The organism is Burkholderia sp. Ac-20365, from assembly GCF_017104715.1.
Lineage (GTDB): Bacteria > Pseudomonadota > Gammaproteobacteria > Burkholderiales > Burkholderiaceae > Paraburkholderia.
The window spans coordinates 64,705-90,829 of sequence record NZ_JAAGPI010000002.1; the positions used below are offsets into that span (position 1 = coordinate 64,705).

Sequence of the window (26,125 nt, forward strand, 5' to 3'; positions counted from 1 at the left end):
CCTAAACTACGGGCAAGCAGATATCGGTCAGCAAGTTCGCCGGGGCGGTCTCCTTAGGATTATTCAGATATTCCTCAAACACAGGCTCGTCCGCAGCCTCATGCTCCGAGTTGACGAGCCACTCGCCGTAGAGCCACTGATACGCCGCCGCCATATCCGCATACGGACCTTTGTGCCGCAACACGGCGTACCGTCCACCCTTAACCGAAGTCAAACCAACCAGCGGATCGCCCGAAACATCGATCTTACGCGGCAGCCAGACACCCGCCTTCGACTTCAACTCGCCTTCGGGCACGGCAGTAGGATCGTCGTAGTAAATCCCGATCATCCGCATCTCGTTCGACAGCAACCCCCGCGATGCGAGCCATCCCATCAGCGCATCGAACGCCTTGCCGATCTGCATATACGGCCCGACGTGATCGACCGTCAGCAAGTCGAAGCCTTCGATATCCCGAATCACCACATCTCTCATTGTCATTTGGCGACCTCCTGAATCTGTGGGTGACGGCCGGAACCGCCGATGCGTCCCGGCCTTCCGATATTGCGCGGGCGGCATGCCGAAGACGGCGCTGAACGTCCGCGAAAACGACTGCAAGCTGCTGTATCCCGACCGCTCGGCGATCTCGACAATCGGCATCGATCCGTTCGCAAGAAAACCTGCCGCACGATGCAGACGCAAGCGGCGCACGGTCGTCGCAACGGTTTCGCCGTACATCGCCTGATAAATGCGATGCCAGTGATACGGCGACAGACACGCAATCCCGGCAAGCCGTTCGATATCGAGCGGTTCGTCGAGGTGGTCGTAGATATGGTCGAGCACGCGGGCGAGCCGGGCGGCGTAACGCGCGCGATGGCCAATATCGTTCATGTCTGTGCCGAAGAGTCGGGAATGGATCGATAAAAACACGATAGCACGCGGCGATTTACCAAATCCTGCGGAATCGTCGCGCATATTCAGCATCGACTTAATCCAGATATCCCGGCCGAATCTTTGCCGATTTTCGATAACACATCGATTAATGGCTTCCTACCATCGCCAGATGCCGCCGGTAAAACACTCGCCGCGAACGCTTTCGTCGCGGGCAACCACCGGCAACTTCAAAAGGGAGCTTCCGATGAAAGCAGAGTCGACAACCCAGCATAAAGGCGCTGTCACGCATCACGAGCTGAAGCAGACGCTCGGCACATGGCAGCTTTGGGGCATTGCCGTCGGCCTCGTCATTTCCGGCGAATACTTCGGCTGGAGCTACGGCTGGGCGAGCGCCGGCACGCTCGGTTTCGTGATCACCGCGCTCTTCATCGCCGCGATGTACACGACGTTCATCTTCAGCTTCACCGAACTCACCACATCGATTCCGCATGCGGGCGGCCCGTTCGCCTATGCGCGCCACGCGTTCGGCCCGACGGGCGGCTATATCGCGGGCGCGGCGACGCTCGTCGAGTTCGTGTTCGCGCCACCCGCGATTGCCCTCGCGATCGGCGCGTATCTGCATGTGCAGTTTCCCGGCCTCGAACCGAAGCACGCGGCGATGGGCGCGTATCTCGTGTTCATGGCGCTGAATATCGTCGGCGTGCAGATCGCGGCGGCGTTCGAGCTGTGCGTGACGCTGCTCGCCATCTTCGAACTGCTGGTGTTCATGGGCGTCGTCTCGCCGGGCTTCCAGTGGGCGAACTTCACGAAGGGCGGCTGGTCGGGCTCCGATACGTTCAGCATGGGCTCGTTTCACGGCATGTTCGCGGCGATTCCGTTCGCGATCTGGTTCTTCCTCGCGATCGAAGGCGTTGCAATGGCCGCCGAGGAAGCGAAGAACCCGAAGCGCTCCATCCCGATCGCGTATATCACGGGCATTCTCACGCTCGTCATACTCGCTATCGGCGTCATGCTGTTTGCGGGCGCGGCAGGCGACTGGACCAAACTCTCGAACATCAACGACCCTCTGCCGCAAGCGATGAAATACATCGTCGGCGAAAACAGCGGCTGGATGCATATGCTGGTGTGGCTCGGCCTGTTCGGTCTCGTCGCTTCGTTCCACGGCATCATCCTTGGCTATTCGCGGCAAATCTTCGCGCTGGCGCGCGCGGGCTATCTGCCCGAGTGGCTGTCGAAGGTCCATCCGCGCTTCAAGACGCCGCATCGCGCGATTCTCGCGGGCGGCGTGGTCGGTATCGCTGCAATTTACAGCGACGAGCTGATCCAGTTCGGCGGCCAGACGCTGACGGCGAACATCGTGACGATGTCGGTATTTGGCGCTATCGTGATGTACATCATCAGCATGCTCGCGCTCTTCAAGCTGCGCCGCAGCGAGCCGAACATGGAGCGTCCGTTCCGCGCGCCGATGTTTCCGTATTTCCCGGCGTTTGCGCTGGTCGCTGCGGTGATTTCGCTCGCGACGATGATCTACTTCAATCTGCTCGTCGCGCTGGTGTTCGCCGCGTTCGTCGCGATCGGTTACGGTTACTTTCTGACGACGCGTCATCAGCGCGAAGTGGCGCCTGCCGACGTGCTGCTCGAAGAATGATCACGCTGTAGCAGCACCGACGCACTTGCAACAGGCCGCGCAAGCAGTCGCGGCGATGGAGTACATGAGATGAGCTACACGGAGACAATCGGCAGCCGCACGTATCGTTTTGCCGATCTGAAGACGTTGATGGCGAAGGCGAGCCCGCTGCGTTCCGGCGATCAGCTCGCCGGCATCGCGGCGGCGAGCGAGGAAGAGCGCGTCGCCGCGAAGATGGCGCTCGCGGACGTGCCGCTGCGCACGTTCCTCAACGAAGCGCTGATTCCATATGAGAGCGATGAAGTCACGCGGCTCGTCATCGATACGCACTCGGCCGAAGCGTTCGCCGAGATTGCGCATCTGACGGTCGGCGAGTTTCGCAACTGGCTGCTTTCCAGTTCAACCGATACGGCGGCGCTCACGCGTGTCACGAAAGGCCTCACGCCCGAAATGGTCGCGGCCGTCTCGAAGCTGATGCGCAATCAGGATCTGATTCTCGCCGCGCGCAAGCGGCCCGTCGTCACGCGCTTTCGCAACACGGTCGGCTTGCCGGGGCATATGTCGGTGCGTCTGCAGCCGAATCATCCGACGGATGACGTGAAGGGCATCGCTGCATCGATGATCGACGGTCTGATGTACGGTTGCGGCGACGCGATGATCGGCATCAATCCCGCCTCCGACAGTCTCGCGGCAATCACGAAGCTGCTGTTGATGATCGACGACTTTCGCACGCGCTACCAGGTGCCGACGCAATCGTGCGTGCTCACGCATGTGACCAGCACGATCAAGGCAATCGAAAAGGGCGCGCCCGTCGATCTCGTGTTCCAGTCGGTTGCGGGAACCGAGCAGGCGAACGCCGGCTTTGGCATCTCTCTCGCGCTGTTGCAGGAAGCGTATGAAGCAGGGTTGTCGCTCAAGCGCGGCACAGTGGGCGACAACCTGATGTACTTCGAGACGGGGCAGGGCAGCGCGCTGTCGGCAAACGCACATCATGGCGTCGATCAGCAGACTTGCGAAGTGCGTGCGTATGCTGTCGCGCGGCAGTTCAATCCGTTTCTGGTGAATACCGTGGTCGGTTTTATCGGCCCCGAGTATCTGTACGACGGCAAGCAGATCACGCGCGCAGGTCTCGAAGATCACTTCTGCGGCAAGCTGCTCGGCGTGCCGATGGGCTGCGATATCTGCTACACGAATCACGCGGAAGCCGATCAGGACGACATGGACAATCTGCTGACGCTGCTCGGCGCGGCAGGCATCAACTTCATCATGGGCATTCCTGGCGCTGACGACGTGATGCTGAATTATCAGAGCACGTCGTTTCATGATGCGCTGTATGTGCGTGAGGTGCTCGGCTTGCGTCGTGCGCCTGAGTTCGAAGAATGGCTGGAGTCGATGCAGATCACCGATCCACGCGGCGCGCTGCTCAACGCGCCGACGCGTCAGCCTTTGCTGGAAGGCGCGAACGAATGGATGGGCATCGCATGAGCGACTCCATCGAAAAAAATGCGTGGCAGGCGTTGCGTGCGTTCACGAATGCGCGCATTGCGTTGGGCCGCGCGGGCAACAGTCTGCCGACTGCGCCGTTGCTTGCGTTCAATCTGTCGCATGCGCAGGCCCGCGACGCCGTGCATCATCCTTTAGACGCCGATGTCCTGCATGAGCAGTTGCGTGCGAACGGCTTTGCCTCTTTGGACGCGCATAGCGCCGCGCCGGATCGAGCCCACTATTTGCGGCGACCGGATATGGGGCGGCGCTTATCCGACGAGAGCCGAGAAGCGCTGGGCAATCACGTAACCCATGAATCGCCCGACGTAGTGTTCGTCATCGCTGACGGACTCTCCGCATTCGCTGCATCGAAGCAGTCGATTCCCTTCCTGCAAGCGATCACAAAGCGTCTCGACGACTGGAAGATCGGACCCGTCGTGGTCGCACGTCAGTCGCGTGTCGCGTTGGGCGATGAGATCGGCGAGTTGTTGAAGGCGAAGCTCGTGGTGATGTTGATCGGCGAAAGACCGGGTTTGAGTTCGCCGGATAGTCTCGGCATCTATCTGACGTACGCGCCGAAAGTAGGATGCAACGACGCGCAGCGCAACTGCATTTCAAACGTGCGTCCCGAAGGACTCGATTACGAAGCCGCTGCGCACAAGCTGCATTATCTGTTGACGCATGCGCGTCGACTTGGATTGACGGGCGTCGGCCTGAAAGATGATAGCGATGCGCTGCTTCAAGCTGAAGAAGCGTCGAAAGTGATACCGGACGCTTCCAGCACATAACAAAAGTGCCCAGACACATACAGCGTCTGGGCATTTCTCGAAACATCGATATCAAACTGCGTCTGCCTTGCTCACCGGATGCTTTTCGAGCCACGCATTTTCTTCATCGCTGTAAAGACGTGAGCGCGTCAGGAACCGCAAACCTGTGGGACGCTCAAGTGAAAACATGCCGCCGTTGCCTGGCACGGCATCGATGATCAACTGCGTGTGCTGCCAGTACTCGAACTGCGATTCGCTCATATAGAACGGCACGCCAGCAATCTCTCCAAGCCGCACATCCGATCCGCCGACCATGAATTCGTTCGACGGAAAACACATCGGCGCGCTGCCGTCGCAACATCCGCCCGACTGGTGAAAAATAACCGGCCCGTGTTCGGCGCTCAACTGCTGGATCAGTTTGACCGCCGCATCCGTCGCCACGACGCGCGCAACGCCTTCTTCGTTCATCGCGCTTCCTCTCTCGTCTGGACCTGTGGAAAAAAGGGCGAACCGCGCCACGCGATCCGCCCAACAGGAGCACTACGCTCAGAAGAAGCCCAACGGTTTGTCGCTATAGCTGACGAGCAGATTCTTCGTTTGCTGATAGTGGTCGAGCATCATCTTGTGATTCTCGCGTCCGATACCCGACTGCTTGTAGCCGCCGAATGCCGCATGCGCCGGATAAGCGTGATAGCAATTCGTCCACACGCGGCCCGCCTGGATTGCACGGCCGAAGCGATACGCGCGCGTGCCATCGCGCGTCCATACCCCGGCGCCGAGACCGTAGAGCGTGTCGTTGGCAATCTCGAGCGCTTCGTCTTCGTTCTTGAACGTTGTGACAGACACCACCGGCCCGAAGATTTCTTCCTGGAAGATGCGCATCTTGTTGTGGCCGCGGAACACGGTCGGCTTCACGTAATAGCCCTTCGAAAGCTCACCGTCGAACTTGTTCTGCTCGCCGCCGATCAGGCATTGCGCGCCTTCCTGCTTGCCGAGATCGATATACGACAGGATCTTTTCCAGTTGTTCCTGCGAAGCCTGCGCGCCGATCATCGTCTTCGAATCGAGCGGATGTCCCTGCTGGATTGCAGCGACGCGCTTCACAGCGCGCTCCATGAAGCGGTCGTATACCGACTCTTCGATCAGCACGCGCGACGGGCACGTACACACTTCACCCTGATTCAGCGCGAACATCGCGAAGCCTTCGAGCGCCTTGTCGAAGAAGCTGTCGTCCTTGTCGAGCACGTCGGCGAAGAAGATGTTCGGGCTCTTGCCGCCCAGTTCCAGCGTGACAGGAATGATATTCTGGCTCGCGTACTGCATGATCAGACGGCCCGTCGTCGTTTCACCCGTGAAGGCGATCTTCGCGATGCGCTTGTTCGACGCGAGCGGCTTGCCTGCTTCAAGACCGAATCCATTGACCACGTTCACGACGCCCGCCGGCAGCAGATCGTGAATCAGTTCCATCAGCACGAGGATCGAAGCGGGTGTCTGTTCAGCAGGCTTGAGCACGACGCAGTTGCCTGCCGCGAGTGCGGGCGCGAGCTTCCACGTGGCCATCAGAATCGGGAAATTCCACGGGATGATCTGGCCGACCACGCCGAGCGGCTCATGAAAGTGATACGCGACCGTGTCGTGATCGATTTCCGAAATGCCGCCTTCCTGCGCGCGCACGGTGCCTGCGAAATAGCGGAAGTGATCGATGGCGAGCGGGATATCGGCGGCCATCGTTTCGCGCAGCGGCTTGCCGTTATCGATCGTCTCGGCGACAGCGAGACGTTGCAGGTTCGCCTCCATGCGGTCGGCGATCTTGTAGAGGATGTTCGCGCGATCCGCGACCGAGGTCTTGCCCCATGCCGCCTTCGCGCGATGCGCGGCGTCCAGCGCCAGTTCGATGTCGGCTTCGCGCGAGCGCGGAATCGACGTGAACGGTTCGCCCGTAATCGGCGAGATGTTGTCGAAGTACTCGCCGCCAACCGGCGCCACCCATTCCCCGCCGATGAAATTCGCGTATTGCTTCTTGTACGGGAACTCGGTGGTCAGAAACTTCATCTCTGCGTGATTCATCTGTGTGCTCCTCACATGTTGGATGTCGATGTATTCGGTTGGATATATCAGCCGGGTTGGCAGTATGTGCTGCTGCCTCGGGTGCTTATCGCCAGAAGCGTGCCAACATGCATGACGAGGCGGCCAATGCCGGTGCATGCGGCACTGTCGCGATGCACGTCGCTTTGCGAGCGCGCGTGTGCGTCCGGATGACGTTGCATCCATGAGCAGTTCGAACGACGAGTGTTCATCGATTGAACAGGGCGGCGCGCTTCACAGGCGCACAGTGTGATGATCCGTTCGGCATGGGACTTGCGTCGGTTGACGACCGCAAGTTCAATGTCACATGCAGGTGCATGTTCATCATCGACGCCACATATGACGACCAATCTGTCCACCTTGTCTCCGCCAACGGCCGCGTGCCGGGTCGAAACCAGCGTCGCGCACGATGCCGATGAGCAGGCGCGCAATCTTCATGGCTGGACACAGACCTACGATCAACTCACGGCTGGCCGTTTCGTCGGCAGGCTGACGGGCCTGCATCTCGACGACATGCACGTGTTCTGCGAGACGACCAGCCAGTCGCTGCGCCAAACCTGTGAAGTGCCGTCTGATGCCTACTGGTTCGGCATTCCCGCCGGCGACGAGGGCACAGGTCGTATCGGTCCGCAACCGATCGGGCGCGATTCGCTCGCGTTCCAGCGCGGCGGCGTCGAGTTCGAGCTGTTGACGCCGGGCGGCTACGGGATCTTCGGTGTCGTCGTGCGTGGCGAGGTGCTGCATCGGCATGCAGAAGCCGTCGAGCACGCGGATCTGATCGACCGTGCCGGGCAAACGGGCGTGATTCCCATCGATACAGACCACAAGGCGCGCTTCTGCGCGCTGCTCGCCGGCGTACTCGACGATACGGCGAACGCTGCGCTGTCGGAGCGTGCGCGGCGTAATCTGCAGACCTCGGTGCTGTCGTCGCTGTTCGATCTGTGCGCGTCGACGTCGCTCGAACCGGTTGCGATTCCGGCGCGTCCGCGCAGACAGTGGATCGTGTCCGAGGCGCGCGACTACGTGCTTGCCAATCGCGACCGTCCCGTCGGTGTGCCGGAGCTGTGCGAGCATCTGCACGTGAGCCGCCGCACGCTGCAGTACTGCTTTCAGGACGTGCTGGGCCTCGCGCCCGCGAATTATCTGCGCGCGATTCGCCTCAACGGCGCGCGCCGTGAACTGTGCGGCGCGGCGCCCGGCGAGCGTACCGTGCAGGATGTCGCAGCCGCCTGGGGCTTCTGGCATCTGAGCCAGTTCGCCACCGACTATCGCAAGCTGTTCGGCGTGCGTCCTTCCGAAACGCTGAAAACGGTTCACCCGCCCGCCAGCGCATTGCTGGCTCATTGACGACCCGCCAACCGCCCAACGCCCGGGCAAGGTTTACGCATCCGCTAGAATTGCGGCATGCGCGGCCTGTGTCGCCCCTCGATCCATCATGCTTGTTGAAAACCTGGCACGCGTGTCGGCGTGTCTTTGCCTGTCCACAGCAGGCTGTGGATAACCGCAAGGATAGGCGGGTGAAACGCGTGTGGAATCGATGTGGACGTAAACGGGGTAACTCGACGTTCGCGTTCAGGCCGCAAAAGTTGTTAGTCGAACGCCAACCGGTGCGCACACTCGCCACACGGGGTTATGCGTTCGGCAAAACGCTGATTCGTTTCGGTAAACCTGTGTTATCCACAGAAACGTAGTGCCTTTGTTAACTTCTACTACGTATATATACAGGTAAACCTATTGTCTATAAGCCACCGTGCGTGGGCAGACCGCGCACGGAGGAATCCAGCTGGAGAACACCGTGTTTACTTGCATCAACCAGAGCTGCGGAGCGCAGTGGGAAGTGTCCGACGTCGTCATCAAGAATGAAGGGCAAGGTCTTCTGTTTCGCTGCCCGATGTGCGGCGCGCGCAACTATGTCGAGCGCTTCGACGCCGACGACGGCACCATCGTCTACGAGCAGATCGAAGGCCGCCCGTACAACTAAGCTCACATCGATACCGACATGACAGACAAGGCTCATCCTTTTAGCGAACTGGCGCTCTCGCCGGCAGCGCTCGCCAATCTCACGCAACTCGGCTATGTCGAGATGACGCCCATTCAGGCTGCCAGCCTGCCGATCGCGCTGGCCGGTCACGATCTGATCGCGCAGGCCAAGACAGGCAGCGGCAAGACCGCGGCGTTCTCGCTGGCCTTGCTGGCGCGGCTCGACGCGCGCCGCTACGACGTGCAGGCGATGGTGCTGTGTCCGACCCGCGAACTCGCCGATCAGGTGACGCAGGAAATCCGCCGCCTCGCGCGCGCGGAAGAGAACATCAAGGTGCTGACGCTGTGCGGCGGCACACCGATGCGTCCACAGACCGCCAGCCTCGAGCACGGCGCGCATATCGTCGTCGGCACGCCGGGGCGCATCATGGACCACCTGGAGCGCGGCAGCCTGTCGCTCGACGCGCTCAACACGCTGGTGCTCGACGAAGCGGACCGCATGCTCGACATGGGCTTCTTCGACGATATCGCGAAGGTTGCGCGCCAGTGTCCGAAGGAGCGGCAGACGCTGCTGTTCTCCGCGACTTATCCGGAAGGCATCGCGAAGCTGAGCCAGCAGTTCCTGCGCAACCCGAAGGAAGTGAAGCTCGAAGAACGGCACGACGACAGCAAGATCCGCCAGCGCTTCTACGAAGTGACGGAAGACGAGCGTCTGCACGCCGTCGGCCTGTTGCTGAATCATTACCGGCCAGTGAGCACGATCGCGTTCTGCAACACGAAGAACCAGTGTCGCGATCTGCTCGACGTGCTGCGCGCGCAAGGTTTTCATGCGCTCGCGCTGCATGGCGAACTCGATCAGCGTGAACGCGATCAGGTGCTGATCCAGTTCGCGAATCGTAGCTGCTCGGTGCTCGTCGCGACTGACGTCGCCGCGCGCGGGCTCGATATCGCGCAACTCGAAGCGGTGATCAACGTCGATGTGACGCCCGATCCGGAAGTGCACACGCACCGTATCGGCCGCACGGGCCGCGCGGATCAGGAGGGCTGGGCGCTGAGTCTTGCGAGCATGAACGAGATGGGGCGCGTCGGTAACATTGAAGAGGTGCAGGGGCGCGATGTCGAATGGCATCCGCTCGGCGAGCTGAAGACGGCAAGCGACGAGCCGCTGCTGCCGCCGATGGAAACGCTGCAGATTCTCGGCGGCCGCAAGGAAAAGATCCGTCCCGGAGACGTGCTGGGCGCGCTGACGGGTGAGGCCGGTTTTACCGGCGCTCAGATCGGCAAGATCAACGTGACGGAGTTTTCGACTTATGTCGCGGTCGAGCGCAGCGTCGCGCGTGATGCGTTGCGCAAGCTCAACGCCGGCAAGGTCAAAGGCAAGAAGGTGAAAGTGCGTTTGATGGACGAGTGAGCGGTATGGACACGGCGGCGCGCGACGATGCGCATACCTCATACGAATGTGCGCGAGTCGCAGCGCCATCACTCGTTCTCATGGCTACGGAAATAGCATGTTTTCGTATGTCTCCCGCGTCGCTGGCAGGGCGCAGGCGCGCCAGCCACGAGCTTCCGACAGGCGCAGCGCGGCGACGCGCATGAGCTAAACGCATGCCGCGCATGACAAACTTTCGATTGTTCTCATGCGCGCCTTGTTGCCTAATCGTTCAAACTGAATGGGCCCGATGCGCGACGCACGGCCCGCCGATTTGCAGCGAGAAGGAGGAATCTCATGCAGAGCGCCTTGCAAGCCCGCTCGAAATTGCCCGACGTCGGCACGACGATCTTTACCGTCATCGGCCAACTGGCCGCTGAACACAATGCACTGAACCTGTCGCAGGGTGCGCCGAATTTCTCGCCCGACGAAGCGCTCGTCGATGGCGTGACCAAAGCCATGCGCGCCGGTCATAACCAGTACGCGCCAATGGCCGGCATCGGCGCGTTGCGCTCGGCGCTCGCGGCGAAGGTCGAAACGCTCTACGGCGTGCACTACGATCCGTCGACGGAAGTCACGGTGATCGCGAGCGCCAGCGAAGGCCTGTATTCGACCATCAGTGCGCTCGTGCATCCCGGCGACGAGGTGATCTACTTCGAGCCGTCGTTCGACAGCTACGCGCCCATTGTGCGGCTGCAGGGCGCAACGCCCATCGCGATCAAGCTGTCGTCGACCGATTTCCGCGTGAACTGGGACGAAGTGTCCGCGGCGATCACGCCGAAGACGCGGATGATTATTGTCAACACGCCGCACAATCCGACCGCGACGATTTTCAGCGACGCCGATATCGAGCGCCTGAAGGCGCTCACGCGCAACACGGATATCGTGATTCTCTCCGACGAAGTCTATGAGCACGTCGTGTTCGACGGCGCGAAGCATCACAGCATGGCGTGCCACCGCGAGCTGGCGGAACGCAGCGTGATCGTGTCGTCGTTCGGCAAGTCGTATCACGTGACGGGCTGGCGCGTCGGTTATTGCCTGGCTCCCGCCGAATTGATGGACGAGATCCGCAAGGTCCATCAGTTCATGGTGTTTTCCGCCGATACGCCGATGCAATACGCGTTCGTCGAAGCGCTGTCGAATCCGCGCAGCTATCTGGACCTGTCGGCGTTCTATCAGCACAAGCGCGATCTGCTGGCGCGCGAGCTGAGCGAATCGCGCTTCGAGCTGTTGCCGAGCGAGGGCAGCTTCTTCATGCTTGCTCGCTTCCGCGGCTTCTCGGACGAAAGCGACAGCGACTTCGTGCTGCGTCTGATCCGCGATGCGAAGGTCGCGACCATTCCGCTGTCGGCGTTCTACACGGACGGCACGGATTCCGGCCTGATCCGCCTGAGCTTTTCGAAGGACGACGAGACCTTGATCGAAGGCGCGCGCCGTCTTCGTTCCATCTGAGGACCACGCGATGATGCAGCAATCCATCAAGGCAGCCGTCGTGCAGATGAGCAGCAGCGCCGACGTCCAGCAGAATCTCGGCGAAGCACGCCGCTGGGTGCATCAGGCCGCGCGCGAAGGCGCGACGCTGATCTGCCTGCCCGAATATTTTTGCTGGATCGGCGACGACGAAATGCAGCGTGTCGCGCTGGCCGAAGCATTCGGCGATGGTCCGATTCAGCAGGCGCTAGCCGAACTCGCGCGCGAGACGGGCGCATGGCTGATCGGCGGCACGGTGCCGATCCGGCCGTCGCAAGGGCCGCAGGTCGGCACGCATGCGTACAACACGTCGCTCGTATTCGATCCTTCGGGACAGTGCTCGGCGCGCTACGACAAGATCCATCTGTTCAGCTTCAACCAGGGCGCGGAACAGCATGCGGAAGGCGACACGATGGTCGGCGGCGATAGCGTCGGCACGGCGCAAGGGCCGTTCGGCACGCTGCGTCTGTCGGTGTGCTACGACTTGCGCTTTCCCGAGCTGTATCGTGCGCAACCTGCCGCCGATGTGATCGCCGTACCCGCCGCCTTCACCTACACCACGGGCCTCGCGCATTGGGAATTGCTGCTGCGCGCGCGTGCCGTCGAGAACCAGGCGTTCGTACTCGCGTCCGGCCAGTGCGGCACGCACTCGAATGGCTGGCGGACTTTTGGTCACAGTATGATCGTCGGGCCGTGGGGCGAGGTGCTCGCGCGGCATGACGACGAACCCGGCATCGCACTCGCGACGCTGACACAAAGCGCGCTCGACGAAGCGCGCAACCGTCTGCCGGTGCTCACGCACCGGCGCATCGCCACGCCGTCTGACGTGCGTTGAACCGCATTGAACATAAGGGGAAGGAGATCGATATGAAGCTCGTGAAGAATCTGCTGATGCTGGCGTGCGCGTTCGCATCGGTGGCGACGGCATCGGCGATGGCCGCCGATGCAACGTCGCTGCGCTATGGCCTCGAGGCGCAATATCCGCCTTTCGAATCGAAGGGCTCGAATGGTGAGTTGCAGGGTTTCGATATCGATGTCGGCAATGCCGTCTGCAAGACGGCGAACCTGAAATGCAGCTGGGTCGAAACGTCGTTCGACGGCTTGATCCCTGCGCTGCAGGGCCGCAAGTTCGACGCGATCAACTCGGCGATGAACGCAACGGAAAAGCGCCGCCAGGCAATCGACTTCACCAACGTGATCTACCGCGTGCCGACCTCGCTGATCGCGCGCAAGGACAGCGGGTTGCAGCCGACGCCCGAATCGCTGAAGGGCAAGCGCATCGGCGTGCTGCAGGCGTCGATTCAGGAGACGTACGCAAAGGCGCATTGGGAAAACGCGGGCGTCACCGTCGTGCCGTATCAGGACCAGAATCAGGTCTATGCGGATCTCGTCGCGGGTCGACTCGATGCGACGCTGGTGCTTGCGCCGGCCGGGCAAGCGGGCTTCCTGTCGCGTCCTGACGGCAAGGATTTCGCTTTCGTCGGCCAGGTGCGCGACGACAAGATTCTCGGCAGCGGCGTCGCGTTCGGTATCCGCAAAGGCGACACCGCGTTGCGCAACCAGTTGAACGCAGCGATCACCAAAGTGCAGGCGGACGGCACGGTCAAGACGCTGGCGGAAAAGTACTTCGGCAATATCGACGTTTCGGCAAAGTAAGTTCTTTCGCTGCATAGCGCAACGCGCCGCATGATTTTCGCCATGCGGCGCGTTTCTTTTTTTGCGCGATTTCTGCCCGATACATCTGACGAATGAATCGTCGAAAGCGAATGGAATAAAGGCTGCAATGGTCCTGTTAGCGCAGCAGGAACCCGAATTTTGCACGACCTTTGACCATGTCCCGCACTCATCCACCGTCCGACGCGCCGCTCACCGAAGCGGACATGCAGGCATTCGCCGACGGCAATCTGCCGCCGGAGAGGGCGGCGCGCGTGCGGACCTATATCGGTTCACGGCCGGGCGAGGCGGACCGGATCGCGTTTTACCGGCAACTGAACATGGAGATGCGCAGCGCGTTCGAGGGCGCGTTTCCGCAGCGGTTCAACGGGCATGACGGCGACGGCGGGCGCACTTTCGATTTGCGTTCCGCGTTGCGCAAGTTTTTCGTGCGGCGCGTGGGTGTTGCGTTGCTCGGCATCGTGCTGGCCGTTGCGGCGGCGAGCGGGTGGTTCTTTGCGTCGCGCGTGTCGCCGGAAATGCTCGACGCCGCGGCCGTCATGGCGCTGATGCGCGAATCCGGGCAGCAAGCGGCCACGACTGTCGTGACCAGGCCCGACGACCCGCATGCAGTCGATCTGGCGCCTTTAGGTCTGAAGCTGGTCGGGACCAGGACGCGTCATCCGAACGCACTCGCAAGCATCGACATACTCGACTACCGGAATGCAGACGGTCAGGCGGTCGTGCTGCTGTCGGCACGCGCGCCGTTTGCGTTCGACCAGCCGCACTGGGCGGCGCAGCGTATCGGCGACGTGCGGCTTCTGACGTGGACGGTGAAGGGCAGACGTTACGTGCTCGCCGGGCACGCAACAACACACGGCCTGATGCGTGCAGCCGACGCGCTGACAATGCGCTAACGGCTCGCTGACAATCGAACGCACGTTTTGCCGATTCGCACGGCCTTGCGCGGATTCCGCGAAACAAAGCGGAATAAAATGAAAAAGGTTGTGTTCTCTGCTTCAAGAGGCGAGGCGCGCGGTGAAATGCGCGCGACGCGATATCCGATGGGTAGAGCAAATGGACATCCGTAACGAGTTGATGGATCACGTGCCGCGGCTGCGCCGCTATGCGCGTGCGCTGATCAGCAATCGCGATCTCGCGGACGATCTCGTGCAGGACACGCTCGAACGCGCGCTCACGCGCACGAAGATGTTCGAGGCAGGCACCGATCTGCGCGCGTGGCTCTTCACGATCATGCATAACGTATTCGTCAATCAGGTGCGGAAATCGTCGGCGCGCGCCGTGCATGTTTCGGTGGACGACGAGAGCATCGTCGAAAGTGAATTTGCGGTGTCGGGCGAGCAGACCCGTTCGCTCGAAGTGCGCGATCTCGATTACGCGTTGCAGCGATTGCCCGCCGATCAGCGTGAGGTCGTCCTGCTCGTCGGGCTGGAGGAAATGAGTTACGCGGAGGTTGCGATTGCACTCGATATCCCCGTCGGCACGGTGATGTCGAGGCTCTCGCGTGGACGCGAGCGTTTGCGCGCGTTGATGGCGGGCGCACAGCCCGGCGCGAAACTGAAGGTGGTGCGATGAGCGATCAACAGACTGCAGTCAGCGAAGAAGACATTCACGCGTACGTGGACGGCACGCTGTCCGACGAGCGTCGTGAACAGGTCGAGCGCGCGATCGAACTGAATCCCGCGCTGGCCGCGCGCGTCAGCGATTATTTTTCGCTGAACAACATGTTCCATGAGCGTTATGACCGCGTGCTCAACGAGCCCGTGCCGGCGCGCTTGCGCGTGCCGGAGAAGCGTCGCTGGATGAGCGCGGCGAACTGGCCGCAGTTCGCGGGCATGGCGGCGGCACTGGTGCTCGGTATCGGCATTGGTGTCGGCACGAATATGGGCAAGGACGTGGCGGCGCCGTGGGCGGCGGCGTCGGGTGCGGCTTCGGGTGAGTCCAATACGCGGCCTGTCAGCGCGGATGCGTCGGAAGTGTTCGCTCAGAAGGCGGCGCTGGCGCATGTCGTGTATATGCCTGCTGTCGATCGGCCGGCGCAGATCGGCGAGGATCATGAACAGGATTTCGTGCAGTACCTCGCGAACAAGCTGGGTACCGACGTGCATCCGCCGATGCTGACGAAAACCGGTTTCGAGCTGGCGGGTGGCCGTATCCTGCCCGGCGATGACGGACCTGTCGCGCAGTTCATGTATCACAACGCGAAGGGTGAGCGCGTGACGCTGTGCATTTCCCATCGCAAGGTGAACGCGAATACGACGGCGTTCAAGCTCTATCAGGAAGGACCCGTCAATGTGTTCTATTGGGTCGATGGCGATTTTGGCTATGCGGTGTCGGGCGGTATCGATCGCAAGGTGATGCTGCAGATTGCGCACGACGTGTATGCGCAACTGACGGGCGCGACGCCGGGTTGAGTTTCTTTTTTGCTTTGGGATTGGCGGCTGCATCTATCGATGCGGCCGTTTTTTTTGTTTCTGATAGTTAGATATCCGTATTTATTTTTATTGAAGCGAGTGGGAATAGATTGCGGCGTCGCGTGGTTCGTCATTGTGCGTACCGCACGATTTCAAAGGAGTTGGAAATGAAGATGCTCGCACTGCTGGCTGTGTCCGTCGCTGTACTCGGATCGACGAATGTATTCGCGCAAGGCAAGACGCGCGCGCAGGTGTATCAGGAGTTGATCGAGGCGCAACAGAACGGACTGAACTTCGTCACCGATGCATCGTATCCCGATGTGAGTCCGGCGTTTCAAAACACGGTTGAATATCTGAAGAAGCAGGCGCAGGCAAAAGCCGAAAGCGCGAACAAGATGGCGAAGGCAGCTTCGGATGCTGCGGTGCCTGGGAATTGAATCTCCTGGCGGCGCGCGACGTGGAAAGCGCAAAAGAAAAAGGCCGGTTAGCTTTCGCTAACCGGCCTTTAAATTCTTGGTGGGGCGTGAGTGACTCGAACACTCGACCTACGGATTAAGAGTCCGCTGCTCTACCAACTGAGCTAACGCCCCCAACAGAAGCGAAAGTATGCAGGAGTTTTTCTTGCTTGGCAAGCGTATCTCGCCAATTTCTTAAAAAAAGTTGTGGGGCCGATTTCGACCGACAGGATGCGGATCGGTGAAATCAAACGAAAGCACCATCGAAGCGCACGGGCGTTCGTCCCGGTATCATGTCGCGACACCACGCCGTGCGGCTATCCGCGCGGCTTCAACGGGAAATCATGATGGACGAAAACGAAGTCCGGGAACTGCTCGATCGCGTGCTCGCGCCGTGGGTGCGGGCGCTTTCGCTGACGCCCGTCAAGGTCGACGACGAAAGCGCGACGCTGCGTCTGCCGTTTTCGGGCGAGCTTCGGCACAGCGGTGGCGTGATCTGCGGACAGGTCTTCATGGCAGCCGCCGATACCGCGATGGTCGTCGCCATTTCGGCCGCGCTCGGCGGCTTCAAGCCGATGACCACCGTCTCGCTGAACATCAGCTTCATGCGCGCCGTCCGCAAAGGCGACGTGGTCATCACGGCGCGCGTGCTGCGCATGGGCCGCAATCTCGTATTCGGCGAAGTCGAACTGACCGACGAAGACGGCAAGATGGCCGTCCACGCTACCACCACATACGCGCTGCTCAACTGAGCGCACCCGCAAGCGGCCCAAGGCAAAACGGCGCCGCGGCAACAGAAGGATTCAACGGATGTTCGATCAGGTCGTATTCGCGGGCGGGGGCAATCGCTGCTGGTGGCAGGCAGGTTTCTGGGACGTGATCCAGCCGGAACTGGATATCCGGCCGCGCGTGATCACGGGCATCTCGGCGGGCGCCGCGACGGCCTGCATGCTCTACACGCGCGACGCCGACTGGGTGATGCGGTATTACGAGAACGCGCTGCGCCACAACACGAAGAACGCCTACTGGGGCAATCTGCTGCGTGGCGAATCGGTGTTTCCGCATTACCGGATCTACCGTCAGGCCTTGCTCGATATCTACGGGGAAAAGTTTTCGCAACTGGCAAACGCGCCGGAAATCCGCATCGGCGTGTCGCATGTGCCGCGCTGGCTCGGTGCGCGCAGCGCCGTGGCCGCCGGTCTGATCGCGTACAACATCGAAAAATACATCCGCAAGACGCTGCATCCGACGCTCGGTCAGTCGCTCGGGTTTCATCCGGAATTCGTGCGCGCGCAGGATTGCGCGAGCGTCGAGGATCTCGCGGATCTGATCCTGCAGTCGTCGTGTACGCCGCCTTTCACGCCCGTTCTAAGGCGCAATGGGCGGCCCGTGCTGGATGGCGGGATGGTCGACAACGTGCCCGTCGGCGCGCTCGATCCGGCGCCCGGCACGGTGCTCGTGATGGTGACGCGCATTTATCCGCGTCCGCAGATGTTCGTCGTGCCGCATGGCGCGCAGCAGCGGCTGTATGTGCAGCCGTCGCGCAAGGTGCCGATTTCGAGCTGGGACTACACGAGCCCGTCGCAGATGCAGCACGCATACAACCTCGGCCGGATGGACGGCGAGCAATTTCTACAACGCATGCCCGAACTGCTCGACGCCGCCGCGCACGACTGAAACGCGCACTTAAACGAAATGCGGCCCATGAAGGGCCGCATGCATCTGCTTAACCGCCAGGTGTGTATTCGCTTACTTCCGGCGGCCGCCTTGCAGCGCTTCCGGATTCGCGACACTCGACGTATCACCCTGATCGAACGCGAGAATGTTCTTGAACGCCGCGCTGAAATACAGCTCGTAGCTTTCCTTCTCGACATAGCCGATGTGCGGCGAGCAGATCACGTTTTCCATCCGCAGCAGGCTGTAGCCCTGCAGGATCGGCTCGCTTTCGTAGACGTCGATGGCGACCATGCCCGGACGGTTGTGCGACAGCGCGCCAACCAGCGCGTTCTCTTCCAGCAGTTCCGCGCGGCTCGTGTTGACGAACAGTGCAGTCGGCTTCATGCGCATCAGATCGTCCTGTTTGACGATGCCGCGCGTGTCGTCGTGCAGGCGCAGATGCAGCGACAGCACATCGCTCTGTTCGAACAGCGCTTCACGACTTTCCGCGACCTGATAGCCGTCGGCGATCGCGGCTTCGCGCGTATGGTCGCGGCCCCACACCAGCACGTTCATTCCGAACGCCTTGCCGTAGCCCGCCACCAGCCGGCCGATCTTGCCGTAGCCCCAGATACCGAGCGTCTGCCCGCGCAATACCTGACCAAGACCGAAGTTCGGCGGCAGCGCCGACGTCTTCAGGCCCGACTGCTGCCAGGCACCTTGCTTAAGGTTTGCTACGTATTGCGGAATGCGACGTTGCGCGGCCATGATTAGGGCCCACGTCAGTTCGGCGGGCGCGATCGGTGAGCCGACGCCTTCGAGCACGGCAATGCCGCGCTCCGTACAGGCGGGCATATCGATATGGCTTCCGGCGCGGCCTGTCTGACTGATCATGCGCAGATGCGGCAACTTATCGAGCAGTTGCGAGCTGATGCGGGTGCGTTCGCGAATCAGGACCAGTGCGTCGACTTCTGACAGGCGGCTGGCGAGCTGGCCCAGGCCGCGGACGGTGTTGTTGAAAACCTTGACCTCGTGGTCGGCGAGCATTTGGAAACAGTCGAGCTTGCGGACGGCGTCTTGATAGTCGTCAAGGATGGCAATCTTCATGGCGTATATGTTTTTCGACGCACCGTGGAGGTGCGGAACGGAGAGTCTTGTTCGGGTGTCCCATCATGTGACCTGGACCACATGATGCTTGTTGTGAATGCCTTACCGTACAAGGAGCCGCTATGACGGAGCCACGACGGCGCGGCAAGTTCCCTCGTTTTTAACAGTTTGTTGCATGTCCGCGCAAGCCGCTTTACAGACGGTTTCAACGTGTCGGCGACAGGCTGGAAGGGCCCTGATGACCTGCTCGATCGCGTGCGGAAGACCCGCTCGCACCGATTGTCGCCTCTCGCATGCAGCGTCGCTGGGCTAGCACCGTTTTTCTTTTTCTACCAAAACGGAGACAGCTCGATGAATCATCCCGCATTTGCAGGCCATTCGACCCTCGAAGCGCCTGCCTGGGTCAAACATCAAAAACTGATCGAGTGGGTCCAGCGCGTCGCGGCGCTGACCAAGCCGGAACGGATCGTCTGGTGTGACGGTTCGCAGGAGGAATACGACCGCCTGTGTGCGCAGATGGTCGCAGCCGGCACTCTCAAGAAGCTCAACCCGGCTAAACGGCCGAATTCCTATCTCGCGTGGTCGGATCCGTCGGACGTTGCGCGCGTCGAGGATCGCACGTTCATCTGCTCGCAACGCCCTGAGGACGCTGGCCCGACCAACAACTGGATCGCGCCGGCCGAGATGCGCACGACGCTCGACGGCCTGTTCGACGGCGCCATGCGCGGCCGCACGATGTATGTCGTGCCGTTCTCGATGGGCCCGCTCGGCTCGCCGATCGCGCATATCGGCGTCGAACTGAGCGACAGCCCGTACGTCGTCACCAACATGCGGATCATGACGCGCATGGGCCGCAAGGTGTACGACGTGCTCGGTGAGGACGGCGCATTCGTGCCGTGTGTGCATTCGGTAGGCGCGCCGCTCGCCGCGGGCCAGAAGGACGTCGCGTGGCCGTGCAGCGACACGAAATACATCGTCCACTTCCCGGAATCGCGCGAAATCTGGAGCTACGGTTCGGGCTACGGCGGCAACGCGCTGCTCGGGAAGAAGTGCTTCGCGCTGCGCATCGCGTCGACGATGGGCCGCGACGAAGGCTGGCTCGCCGAACACATGCTGGTGCTCGGCGTGACGTCGCCGGAAGGCAAGAAGCGCCATGTCGCGGCTGCGTTCCCGTCGGCGTGCGGCAAGACCAATTTCGCGATGCTGATTCCGCCGCAAGGCATGGACGGCTGGAAGATCACGACGATCGGCGACGATATCGCGTGGATCAAGCCGGGCAAGGACGGGCGTCTCTATGCGATCAACCCGGAAGCCGGTTATTTCGGCGTCGCGCCGGGCACGAGCGAAAAGACCAACTTCAACGCGATGGCGACGCTGAAGGAAAACGTGATCTTCACCAACGTCGCGCTCACCGACGACGGCGACGTCTGGTGGGAAGGCATGACGGACGAGTTGCCCGCGCATCTGATCGACTGGCAGGGCAAGGACTGGACGCCTGCAATCGCAAAGGAAACGGGCCGCAAGGCCGCGCACCCGAATGCGCGCTTCACGGCGCCGGCGTCGCAATGTCCGTCGATCGACGCAGACTGGGAGAATCCCGCTGGCGTACCGATCGACGCGTTCGTCTTCGGCGGCCGCCGTTCGACGACCGTACCGCTCGTGACGGAAGCGCGCGACTGGGTCGAGGGCGTGTACATGGCCGCGACGATGGGCTCGGAAACGACGGCTGCGGCCGCCGGGCAGCAGGGCGTCGTGCGGCGCGATCCGTTCGCGATGCTGCCGTTCTGCGGCTACAACATGAGCGACTACTTCGGCCATTGGCTAAACACGGGCGCAAAACTGGAGCAACTGAGCGCGCGCACGCCGAAGATCTTCTGCGTCAACTGGTTCCGCAAGGGCAACGACGGCAAATTCGCGTGGCCGGGCTTTGGCGAGAACATGCGCGTGCTGCGCTGGATGGTCGGCCGGATCGAAGGCAAGGCGCAGGGCGAGGAGCACGCGTTCGGCGTGTCGCCGCGTTACGAAGATATCGACTGGAACGGGCTGGATTTCAGCCGCGAGCAGTTCGAGCAGGTCATTTCCGTCGACGATGCCGCGTGGCGCGAGGAACTCGCGCTGCATAGCGAACTGTTCGACACGCTCCGGCACGGTCTGCCTGCCGCACTGCAAGATACGCGAAACGCGCTGGAGAAGAAGCTAGTCGCCTGATTTTGTGAGCGCTCACTAACGTAAGACAAAGCCGCCTTCGGGCGGCTTTTCCTTTGCGGCACCATTTTTGGGCGTGGCTTTCGGCCCCCATTCTGCCGCCGACGCGTCGCTTTCGCTGTTCGAGCTATCCGCCCGTTTCCGACGCGATGCAGCAAATTGTTTCGTGGACGGGAATAATCGATGCGTAGCTATTCCGTCCCCGAAGATATTGACTCAAATATTTAGAAAATTTCTGACTTTCTAGGCAACTTCTGCAGGATTTCCCTAGTCGTAGGAAAATCCCAAGTGTGCTTCCTGTTCGCTGAGGGAGCTGTAATACGGCAGGAGTTGTCCATGGATCATTTGCAGTCGATGCGAGTATTCGTCAAAGTGGCGGATCTCGGAAGTTTTGCCCGCGCAGCTAGCGCGATGGATATTTCAAACGCAGTCGCCACCCGCCACGTCGCCGATCTCGAAGGTCGCCTTGGCACCCGGCTGCTGAATCGCACCACACGTAGTCTTTCCCTGACCGAGTCCGGCCAGGTTTATCTCGAACGCGCCCGTCAGATTCTTGACGAGCTCGAAGACGTCGAACAGATGGTCGTCGCGCGCAATCACGAGCCTGTCGGCACGCTGCGCATCGTCGCGCCAGTGGTGTTCGGGCTGCACAATCTCGCGCCCGTGCTGCAGACGTACGCCGAGCGCTATCCGAAGGTGATTCCCGATGTGACGCTGGTCGACCGGCAAGTCGATCTCGTCGAAGAAGGTTTCGACGTCGGCGTGGTGATCGCGCGGCATATGCGTAGCGCGAGCATCGTCACGCGACGCCTGACGACGGGTTGCATGACCGTCTGCGCGACTCCCGCGTATCTGGAAAAGCACGGCACGCCGACGCGTCCGGAACAGCTGATCGAGCATCCAAGCCTGTCGCTGCCGTCCGAGTATTGGGGCGACGAGCGCGTATTCACCGGCCCGGAAGGCGAAGTGCGCGTGCGTCCGACGAACGTGATCGTCGCGAACAATACGGAAATGCTGCGTCAGTTCGCGATGCTCGGCATGGGCATCGCGATCCTGCCGAGCTATCTGATCGGGCGCGACACGACGCGCGGCAAGCTGGTGCGTCTCCTGAGCGACTACCGTCTGCCGCAGGTCGAGATCAACATTGCCTACCCAAGCCGTCGCCATTTGCCGGCCAAGGTGCGCACGTTCATCGATCACCTCGTCGAGCACTTCAACCAGACGCCGAACAGCCAGCTCGGCGAACAATGGGTGAAGGACGGCGTGGAGCGCGCGCCCTCGATGCTCGAGTCGACCGCGATGGCGATGCCGCCCGAAGCCTTCGATGGCGCCGAGCCGCTGTCGAGCCTGCTGGATGGCGAAATCCCCGCCAAGCCGACGACGCGCACGCTGAACCGCACGCGCAATCTCGCGACGCCGACGCACTAAGGCAATTGCCGCGACGCCCTGACGGGCGATCCGGTCAGACGAAAAAAAGCGCAGTCACCTTTGAAGGTGACTGCGCTTTTTGTTTGGCTGCAGTGCGCTGTGCGTCAGACGCCGCGCTTACGAGCCAGTCTTACGTGCCGTCGTTTTCGCCGCAGAGGTCTTTGCAGCGGCCTTCTTCGCCGGCGCTTTCTTGGCGGCTGCCGTCTTCGCAGCGGTCTTCTTTGCGGGCGCTTCGCTCACTGCCTCGTCGTTTGCAGATTCAGGCGCCGCCTTGGCTGCCGTCTTCGCAGCAGTCTTCTTCGCTGCGCCTTCCTTCGGCTCCTTCTTCTCGAACTCGAAGCCGATCTTGCCGTCGTTCTGCTTGACGAGGAAAGCCTTGAAGTTGCGGCCCGTGCGCGACGACTTGAAGTTCGTCAGCAGGTCGGTGCGGCCATCTTCCAGCAGCTTCGCCATCTGCTCACGCGTGATTTCCTGCTGCAGGATCACCTTGCCTGAACGGAAGTCGCAGGTCTTCGGATTCGCGACCGAGTTCTCGCAGACATAGCTCATGCCGTGCTCGAACACCTTGCCGCTGCACTTCGGACACGCGCCGACTGGCGTCTGTTCCGAGAAGTCCGGTGCCTCGCCGTCTTCGCCGCCCTGATCCTGGCCGAAGTCGAATTCGAGCTTGTAGTTCTTCGTTTCGTCGTCGAACGACAGCTTGAGAATTGCCGAGAACGGCCGGCCCATCTTGCTGCGGAAACCAGAAAGCGGACCGATCTGCTTCTGCTGCAACAGCTCTTCGACTTCCTCGATTTCGAACTGCCGGCCGCCCGGAATCTTCGAGATCGAGAACTCGCACTTCGTACACGCAAAGCGCCGATAGTTTTCCTTCACCTGACCGCCACAATTGGGGCAAGGCGTTTGCAGCGTCGCGTAGTCGCCCGGGATCGTATCGGAGTCGTACTCCTTCGCGCGCTTGACGATGGTCTGCGTCATGCGGGCGATTTCCTGCATGAACGCGTCGCGCGGCAGCTTGCCGCGTTCCATCTGCGACAGCTTGTATTCCCACTCGCCCGTCAGTTCCGGCGCGGTCAGTTCCTTCACGTCGAGGCCGCGCAAGAGCGTCATCAACTGGAAAGCCTTGGCGGTCGGGATCAGTTCGCGGCCTTCACGGACCAGATACTTTTCACCCAGCAAACCTTCGATGATCGCAGCGCGCGTGGCCGGCGTGCCCAGACCCTTCGCGGCCATGGCTTCGCGCAGTTCGTCGTCTTCGATGAGCTTGCCCGCGCCTTCCATCGCCGAGAGCAGCGTTGCTTCGTTGTAGCGTGCGGGCGGCTTCGTGACGAGTTGCTGCGCGGCGATCTTGTCCGTCTTGACCTTCTCGTTCTTCTGCACCGGGACGAGATTCGCGTCTTCGCCGCCCGATTCGCGGCCGTAGATCTGCAGCCAGCCCGGCTCGACTAGCACCTTGCCTTCCGTCTTGAAGTGATGGCCGACGACTTCCGTGATCCGCGTGGTCACGCGGTATTCGGCAGCCGGGAAGAACACGGCGAGGAAGCGCTTGACCACGAGGTCGTACAGCTTCTGCTCCGGCTCGGAGAGCGCCTTCGGCGCCTGCAGCGTCGGGATGATTGCAAAGTGGTCGCTGATCTTCGAGTTGTCGAAGATGCGCTTGTTCGGCTTCACCCAGCCCTTGTCGAGCACCTGCTTGGCGAACGGCAGATAGTTGTTGCTCTCCTTGAGCATCTCAAGCGTGTGCTTGACCGTCTCCTGGTAATCTTCCGGCAGCGCGCGCGCGTCGGTACGGGGATAGGTCAGCACCTTGTGCTTTTCGTACAGCGCCTGAGCGAGCCCGAGCGTGTTCTTCGCGGAGAAGCCGAAGCGGCCGTTGGCTTCACGCTGCAGGCTGGTCAGGTCGAACAGCGCCGGCGAAAGCTGCGTGGACGGTTTCGATTCTTCCGTCACCGTGCCGATCTGCCCGCGGCAGGCCGCGACGATCGTTTCGGCAGCCGGCAGGCTCCAGAGGCGCGAATCGCGCTTTTCCGGATCGAACTCGTCTTTCTTGAACTTCGGGTCGTACCAGCGGCCTTCGTAGAAACCCGCCGCGCAGACGAACTCCGCCTTCACTTCCCAGTAATCACGCGGGATGAAACGGCGAATCTTTTCTTCGCGCTCGACGACGATCGACAGCGTCGGCGTCTGCACGCGGCCGACGGTGGTCAGGAAGAAGCCGCCGCCCTTGCTGTTGAACGCGGTCATCGCCCGCGTGCCGTTGATGCCGACCAGCCAGTCGGCTTCCGAGCGGCAGCGCGCGGCGTCCGCGAGCGGTTGCATGTCGACGTCGGTGCGCAGTTGCGCAAAGCCGTCGCGGATCGCTGCGGGCGTCATCGACTGCAGCCACAGACGCTGCACCGGCTGTTTGGCCTTCGCGTGCTGTGCGATCAGGCGGAAAATCAGCTCGCCCTCGCGCCCCGCGTCACATGCGTTGATCAGACGGTCGACGTCTTTACGTTTGATCAGCTTGTTCAGCACCTTCAGGCGCGATTCGCTTTTGGCGATCGGGTGCAGATCGAAATGCGGCGGAATCACGGGGAGATTGGCGAAACTCCATTTTCCCCGCTTGACTTCATATTCTTCCGGCGCGGCGATCTCGACGAGATGGCCGACGGCCGACGACAGGACGAAATCGTCGCTTTCGAAGTACTCGTCATGCTTGGTAAAACCGCCCAAAGCCCGCGCGATGTCGTTCGCGACGGATGGCTTTTCGGCGATGATCAGTGCTTTGGACATGACTGAAAATAAATTGGTGGATTCGGGCCGGGACCTCGGGTTTTCTGCCCCGGGTTTGGCACCCATTAACGACCGCTTTATAGCACACGCCGCCGCAACGGCAACCGGTGGGCCCAAAAAAGCGGGTCATCATAATTGCGCGCAGATCGATTGGGCAACCGTGTGACGAGCGTCGCCAAAGGCGGTTTCACGCGTGATTCAAGCCATTTTTCCCGCATTGCCGAACGAATTCCGCAAATGCCGTACCGACATTTGCCTCAGATTAATAAATGGGGCGCGGACGACGGGCGTTTCAGCGCCGGTTTCAGGCGTCGAGCAAAGCTGGCCGCACTTTAGGCGCGCCTTTGACGCCGGGCAGGGCGGTCAGATCGACCAGCATCCGCTCGACAATCGATGCCTGGGGCAACACCGTGCCGAAGAAACGAGTGGTCGCGCCGTCTTCTATAAGAATTGTGGGGAAATTCTCAACATCAAGATCGTCGAAGCGGTCCGCATGCGTTTCGATATCGATCCACGCGAAGCAGATATCCGGGTGCCGGTCGGCGAGCGCGTCGAACGCGGCGCGGTATTCGCGGCAGGTTCCGCACCATTCCGCGCACAGACACGCCACGAAAAGCATCTCGCTGTCATTGACGAGCTCGGCGATCCGTTTCGAGTCGGTGTCCAGGTTCAGCGCGGGCATGGCGGGTTCCTTCGG

23 protein-coding genes and 1 tRNA gene are annotated in these 26,125 nt (G+C 61.3%); 17 read left to right on the forward strand and 7 right to left on the reverse strand.

Going from position 1 to position 26,125, the window contains the following annotated elements; translation table 11 throughout:
• Position 1: 1 nt before the first annotated feature.
• Entirely contained in the window at positions 2-868 is an 867-nt protein-coding gene (locus G3O01_RS03615) for an AraC family transcriptional regulator (protein WP_205803161.1), read from the reverse strand.
• Between the two features lie 247 nt (positions 869-1,115).
• Here G3O01_RS03615 and eat point away from each other — a divergent pair, with 247 nt between their 5' ends.
• The 3 genes from eat to eutC all read left to right on the forward strand — a co-directional run bounded on the left by eat (position 1,116) and on the right by eutC (position 4,771).
• Positions 1,116-2,519: an ethanolamine permease gene (gene eat / locus G3O01_RS03620; protein WP_205803162.1), complete on the forward strand. Its 1,404-nt coding sequence runs from the start codon at positions 1,116-1,118 to the stop codon at positions 2,517-2,519.
• 69 nt (positions 2,520-2,588) lie between these two features.
• The gene (locus tag G3O01_RS03625) at positions 2,589-3,983 is read left to right on the forward strand and encodes an ethanolamine ammonia-lyase subunit EutB (RefSeq protein WP_205803163.1); all 1,395 of its coding nucleotides are present in this window, start codon (positions 2,589-2,591) and stop codon (positions 3,981-3,983) included.
• The gene (eutC, locus tag G3O01_RS03630) at positions 3,980-4,771 is read left to right on the forward strand and encodes an ethanolamine ammonia-lyase subunit EutC (protein ID WP_205803164.1); all 792 of its coding nucleotides are present in this window, start codon (positions 3,980-3,982) and stop codon (positions 4,769-4,771) included. The genes G3O01_RS03625 and eutC overlap by 4 nt, the downstream gene beginning before the upstream one ends.
• A gap of 51 nt (positions 4,772-4,822) precedes the next feature.
• Here the strand turns inward: eutC and G3O01_RS03635 are convergent, their stop codons facing one another.
• Both G3O01_RS03635 and adh read right to left on the reverse strand, forming a co-directional pair.
• A complete protein-coding gene (locus tag G3O01_RS03635; protein WP_205803165.1) occupies positions 4,823-5,218 on the reverse strand; it encodes a DUF779 domain-containing protein in 396 nt (131 codons plus the stop codon).
• A 78-nt stretch (positions 5,219-5,296) separates the two neighbouring features.
• On the reverse strand, positions 5,297-6,817 hold the full coding sequence (gene adh / locus G3O01_RS03640) for an aldehyde dehydrogenase (RefSeq protein WP_205803166.1): 1,521 nt from the start codon (positions 6,815-6,817) through the stop codon (positions 5,297-5,299).
• A gap of 357 nt (positions 6,818-7,174) precedes the next feature.
• Here adh and G3O01_RS03645 point away from each other — a divergent pair, with 357 nt between their 5' ends.
• From G3O01_RS03645 to G3O01_RS03690, 10 genes are all read left to right on the forward strand, one after another.
• Positions 7,175-8,182: a helix-turn-helix domain-containing protein gene (locus tag G3O01_RS03645; protein WP_205803167.1), complete on the forward strand. Its 1,008-nt coding sequence runs from the start codon at positions 7,175-7,177 to the stop codon at positions 8,180-8,182.
• Positions 8,183-8,630: 448 nt separating this feature from the next.
• Positions 8,631-8,816: a hypothetical protein gene (locus G3O01_RS03650; RefSeq protein WP_205803168.1), complete on the forward strand. Its 186-nt coding sequence runs from the start codon at positions 8,631-8,633 to the stop codon at positions 8,814-8,816.
• 18 nt (positions 8,817-8,834) lie between these two features.
• Positions 8,835-10,226, forward strand: coding sequence for an ATP-dependent RNA helicase DbpA (gene dbpA / locus G3O01_RS03655; protein WP_205803169.1), 1,392 nt, complete (start codon positions 8,835-8,837; stop codon positions 10,224-10,226).
• Positions 10,227-10,541: 315 nt separating this feature from the next.
• On the forward strand, positions 10,542-11,696 hold the full coding sequence (locus tag G3O01_RS03660; RefSeq protein WP_205803170.1) for a pyridoxal phosphate-dependent aminotransferase: 1,155 nt from the start codon (positions 10,542-10,544) through the stop codon (positions 11,694-11,696).
• 10 nt (positions 11,697-11,706) lie between these two features.
• The gene (locus G3O01_RS03665) at positions 11,707-12,549 is read left to right on the forward strand and encodes a carbon-nitrogen hydrolase family protein (RefSeq protein ID WP_205803171.1); all 843 of its coding nucleotides are present in this window, start codon (positions 11,707-11,709) and stop codon (positions 12,547-12,549) included.
• A 32-nt stretch (positions 12,550-12,581) separates the two neighbouring features.
• On the forward strand, positions 12,582-13,370 hold the full coding sequence (locus tag G3O01_RS03670; RefSeq protein ID WP_205803172.1) for an ABC transporter substrate-binding protein: 789 nt from the start codon (positions 12,582-12,584) through the stop codon (positions 13,368-13,370).
• A gap of 176 nt (positions 13,371-13,546) precedes the next feature.
• Entirely contained in the window at positions 13,547-14,284 is a 738-nt protein-coding gene (locus G3O01_RS03675; protein WP_205803173.1) for an anti-sigma factor, read from the forward strand.
• A 160-nt stretch (positions 14,285-14,444) separates the two neighbouring features.
• Positions 14,445-14,963, forward strand: a complete 519-nt coding sequence (locus G3O01_RS03680; protein ID WP_205803174.1) for an RNA polymerase sigma factor — start codon at positions 14,445-14,447, stop codon at positions 14,961-14,963.
• A complete protein-coding gene (locus G3O01_RS03685) occupies positions 14,960-15,802 on the forward strand; it encodes an anti-sigma factor (protein WP_205803175.1) in 843 nt (280 codons plus the stop codon). The genes G3O01_RS03680 and G3O01_RS03685 overlap by 4 nt, the downstream gene beginning before the upstream one ends.
• Positions 15,803-15,969: 167 nt before the next feature.
• Positions 15,970-16,239 (forward strand): DUF4148 domain-containing protein, encoded by a 270-nt coding sequence (locus G3O01_RS03690; protein ID WP_205803176.1) that lies wholly within the window; start codon positions 15,970-15,972, stop codon positions 16,237-16,239.
• 77 nt (positions 16,240-16,316) lie between these two features.
• On the opposite strand, the gene G3O01_RS03695 is transcribed toward G3O01_RS03690, so the two are convergent.
• Positions 16,317-16,392: transfer RNA gene (locus G3O01_RS03695), tRNA-Lys, on the reverse strand.
• 212 nt (positions 16,393-16,604) lie between these two features.
• Between G3O01_RS03695 and G3O01_RS03700 the strand changes: the two genes are divergently transcribed.
• Positions 16,605-17,009: a PaaI family thioesterase gene (locus tag G3O01_RS03700; protein ID WP_205803688.1), complete on the forward strand. Its 405-nt coding sequence runs from the start codon at positions 16,605-16,607 to the stop codon at positions 17,007-17,009.
• 58 nt (positions 17,010-17,067) lie between these two features.
• The gene (locus tag G3O01_RS03705; protein ID WP_205803177.1) at positions 17,068-17,934 is read left to right on the forward strand and encodes a patatin-like phospholipase family protein; all 867 of its coding nucleotides are present in this window, start codon (positions 17,068-17,070) and stop codon (positions 17,932-17,934) included.
• Positions 17,935-18,006: 72 nt separating this feature from the next.
• On the opposite strand, the gene G3O01_RS03710 is transcribed toward G3O01_RS03705, so the two are convergent.
• Positions 18,007-19,020 carry a D-2-hydroxyacid dehydrogenase family protein gene (locus G3O01_RS03710; protein WP_205803178.1) on the reverse strand — a complete coding sequence of 338 codons (1,014 nt, stop codon included), beginning with the start codon at positions 19,018-19,020 and terminating at the stop codon, positions 18,007-18,009.
• 351 nt (positions 19,021-19,371) lie between these two features.
• Here G3O01_RS03710 and G3O01_RS03715 point away from each other — a divergent pair, with 351 nt between their 5' ends.
• Both G3O01_RS03715 and G3O01_RS03720 read left to right on the forward strand, forming a co-directional pair.
• Positions 19,372-21,228: a phosphoenolpyruvate carboxykinase (GTP) gene (locus tag G3O01_RS03715; RefSeq protein WP_205803179.1), complete on the forward strand. Its 1,857-nt coding sequence runs from the start codon at positions 19,372-19,374 to the stop codon at positions 21,226-21,228.
• Positions 21,229-21,561: 333 nt separating this feature from the next.
• A complete protein-coding gene (locus G3O01_RS03720) occupies positions 21,562-22,653 on the forward strand; it encodes a LysR family transcriptional regulator (RefSeq protein ID WP_205803180.1) in 1,092 nt (363 codons plus the stop codon).
• 117 nt (positions 22,654-22,770) lie between these two features.
• On the opposite strand, the gene G3O01_RS03725 is transcribed toward G3O01_RS03720, so the two are convergent.
• A complete protein-coding gene (locus G3O01_RS03725) occupies positions 22,771-25,428 on the reverse strand; it encodes a DNA topoisomerase III (protein WP_205803181.1) in 2,658 nt (885 codons plus the stop codon).
• 304 nt (positions 25,429-25,732) lie between these two features.
• On the reverse strand, positions 25,733-26,110 hold the full coding sequence (locus G3O01_RS03730) for a thioredoxin family protein (RefSeq protein WP_205803182.1): 378 nt from the start codon (positions 26,108-26,110) through the stop codon (positions 25,733-25,735).
• Positions 26,111-26,125: the final 15 nt, after the last annotated feature.

Excerpts from the sequence above, each read along its gene's own strand:
- adh (WP_205803166.1), bottom strand. The coding sequence starts at position 6,817 with ATGAATCACGCAGAGATGAAGTTTCTGACCACCGAGTTCCCGTACAAG.
- G3O01_RS03675 (WP_205803173.1), top strand. The coding sequence starts at position 13,547 with ATGTCCCGCACTCATCCACCGTCCGACGCGCCGCTCACCGAAGCGGAC.
- G3O01_RS03710 (WP_205803178.1), bottom strand. The coding sequence starts at position 19,020 with ATGAAGATTGCCATCCTTGACGACTATCAAGACGCCGTCCGCAAGCTC.
- G3O01_RS03690 (WP_205803176.1), top strand. The coding sequence starts at position 15,970 with ATGAAGATGCTCGCACTGCTGGCTGTGTCCGTCGCTGTACTCGGATCG.
- G3O01_RS03680 (WP_205803174.1), top strand. The coding sequence starts at position 14,445 with ATGGACATCCGTAACGAGTTGATGGATCACGTGCCGCGGCTGCGCCGC.
- G3O01_RS03670 (WP_205803172.1), top strand. The coding sequence starts at position 12,582 with ATGAAGCTCGTGAAGAATCTGCTGATGCTGGCGTGCGCGTTCGCATCG.
- G3O01_RS03715 (WP_205803179.1), top strand. The coding sequence starts at position 19,372 with ATGAATCATCCCGCATTTGCAGGCCATTCGACCCTCGAAGCGCCTGCC.
- G3O01_RS03645 (WP_205803167.1), top strand. The coding sequence starts at position 7,175 with ATGACGACCAATCTGTCCACCTTGTCTCCGCCAACGGCCGCGTGCCGG.
- G3O01_RS03660 (WP_205803170.1), top strand. The coding sequence starts at position 10,542 with ATGCAGAGCGCCTTGCAAGCCCGCTCGAAATTGCCCGACGTCGGCACG.
- G3O01_RS03635 (WP_205803165.1), bottom strand. The coding sequence starts at position 5,218 with ATGAACGAAGAAGGCGTTGCGCGCGTCGTGGCGACGGATGCGGCGGTC.
- G3O01_RS03625 (WP_205803163.1), top strand. The coding sequence starts at position 2,589 with ATGAGCTACACGGAGACAATCGGCAGCCGCACGTATCGTTTTGCCGAT.
- G3O01_RS03615 (WP_205803161.1), bottom strand. The coding sequence starts at position 868 with ATGAACGATATTGGCCATCGCGCGCGTTACGCCGCCCGGCTCGCCCGC.
- eutC (WP_205803164.1), top strand. The coding sequence starts at position 3,980 with ATGAGCGACTCCATCGAAAAAAATGCGTGGCAGGCGTTGCGTGCGTTC.
- G3O01_RS03705 (WP_205803177.1), top strand. The coding sequence starts at position 17,068 with ATGTTCGATCAGGTCGTATTCGCGGGCGGGGGCAATCGCTGCTGGTGG.
- G3O01_RS03730 (WP_205803182.1), bottom strand. The coding sequence starts at position 26,110 with ATGCCCGCGCTGAACCTGGACACCGACTCGAAACGGATCGCCGAGCTC.
- G3O01_RS03700 (WP_205803688.1), top strand. The coding sequence starts at position 16,605 with ATGGACGAAAACGAAGTCCGGGAACTGCTCGATCGCGTGCTCGCGCCG.
- dbpA (WP_205803169.1), top strand. The coding sequence starts at position 8,835 with ATGACAGACAAGGCTCATCCTTTTAGCGAACTGGCGCTCTCGCCGGCA.
- G3O01_RS03720 (WP_205803180.1), top strand. The coding sequence starts at position 21,562 with ATGGATCATTTGCAGTCGATGCGAGTATTCGTCAAAGTGGCGGATCTC.
- G3O01_RS03685 (WP_205803175.1), top strand. The coding sequence starts at position 14,960 with ATGAGCGATCAACAGACTGCAGTCAGCGAAGAAGACATTCACGCGTAC.
- G3O01_RS03665 (WP_205803171.1), top strand. The coding sequence starts at position 11,707 with ATGATGCAGCAATCCATCAAGGCAGCCGTCGTGCAGATGAGCAGCAGC.
- eat (WP_205803162.1), top strand. The coding sequence starts at position 1,116 with ATGAAAGCAGAGTCGACAACCCAGCATAAAGGCGCTGTCACGCATCAC.
- G3O01_RS03725 (WP_205803181.1), bottom strand. The coding sequence starts at position 25,428 with ATGTCCAAAGCACTGATCATCGCCGAAAAGCCATCCGTCGCGAACGAC.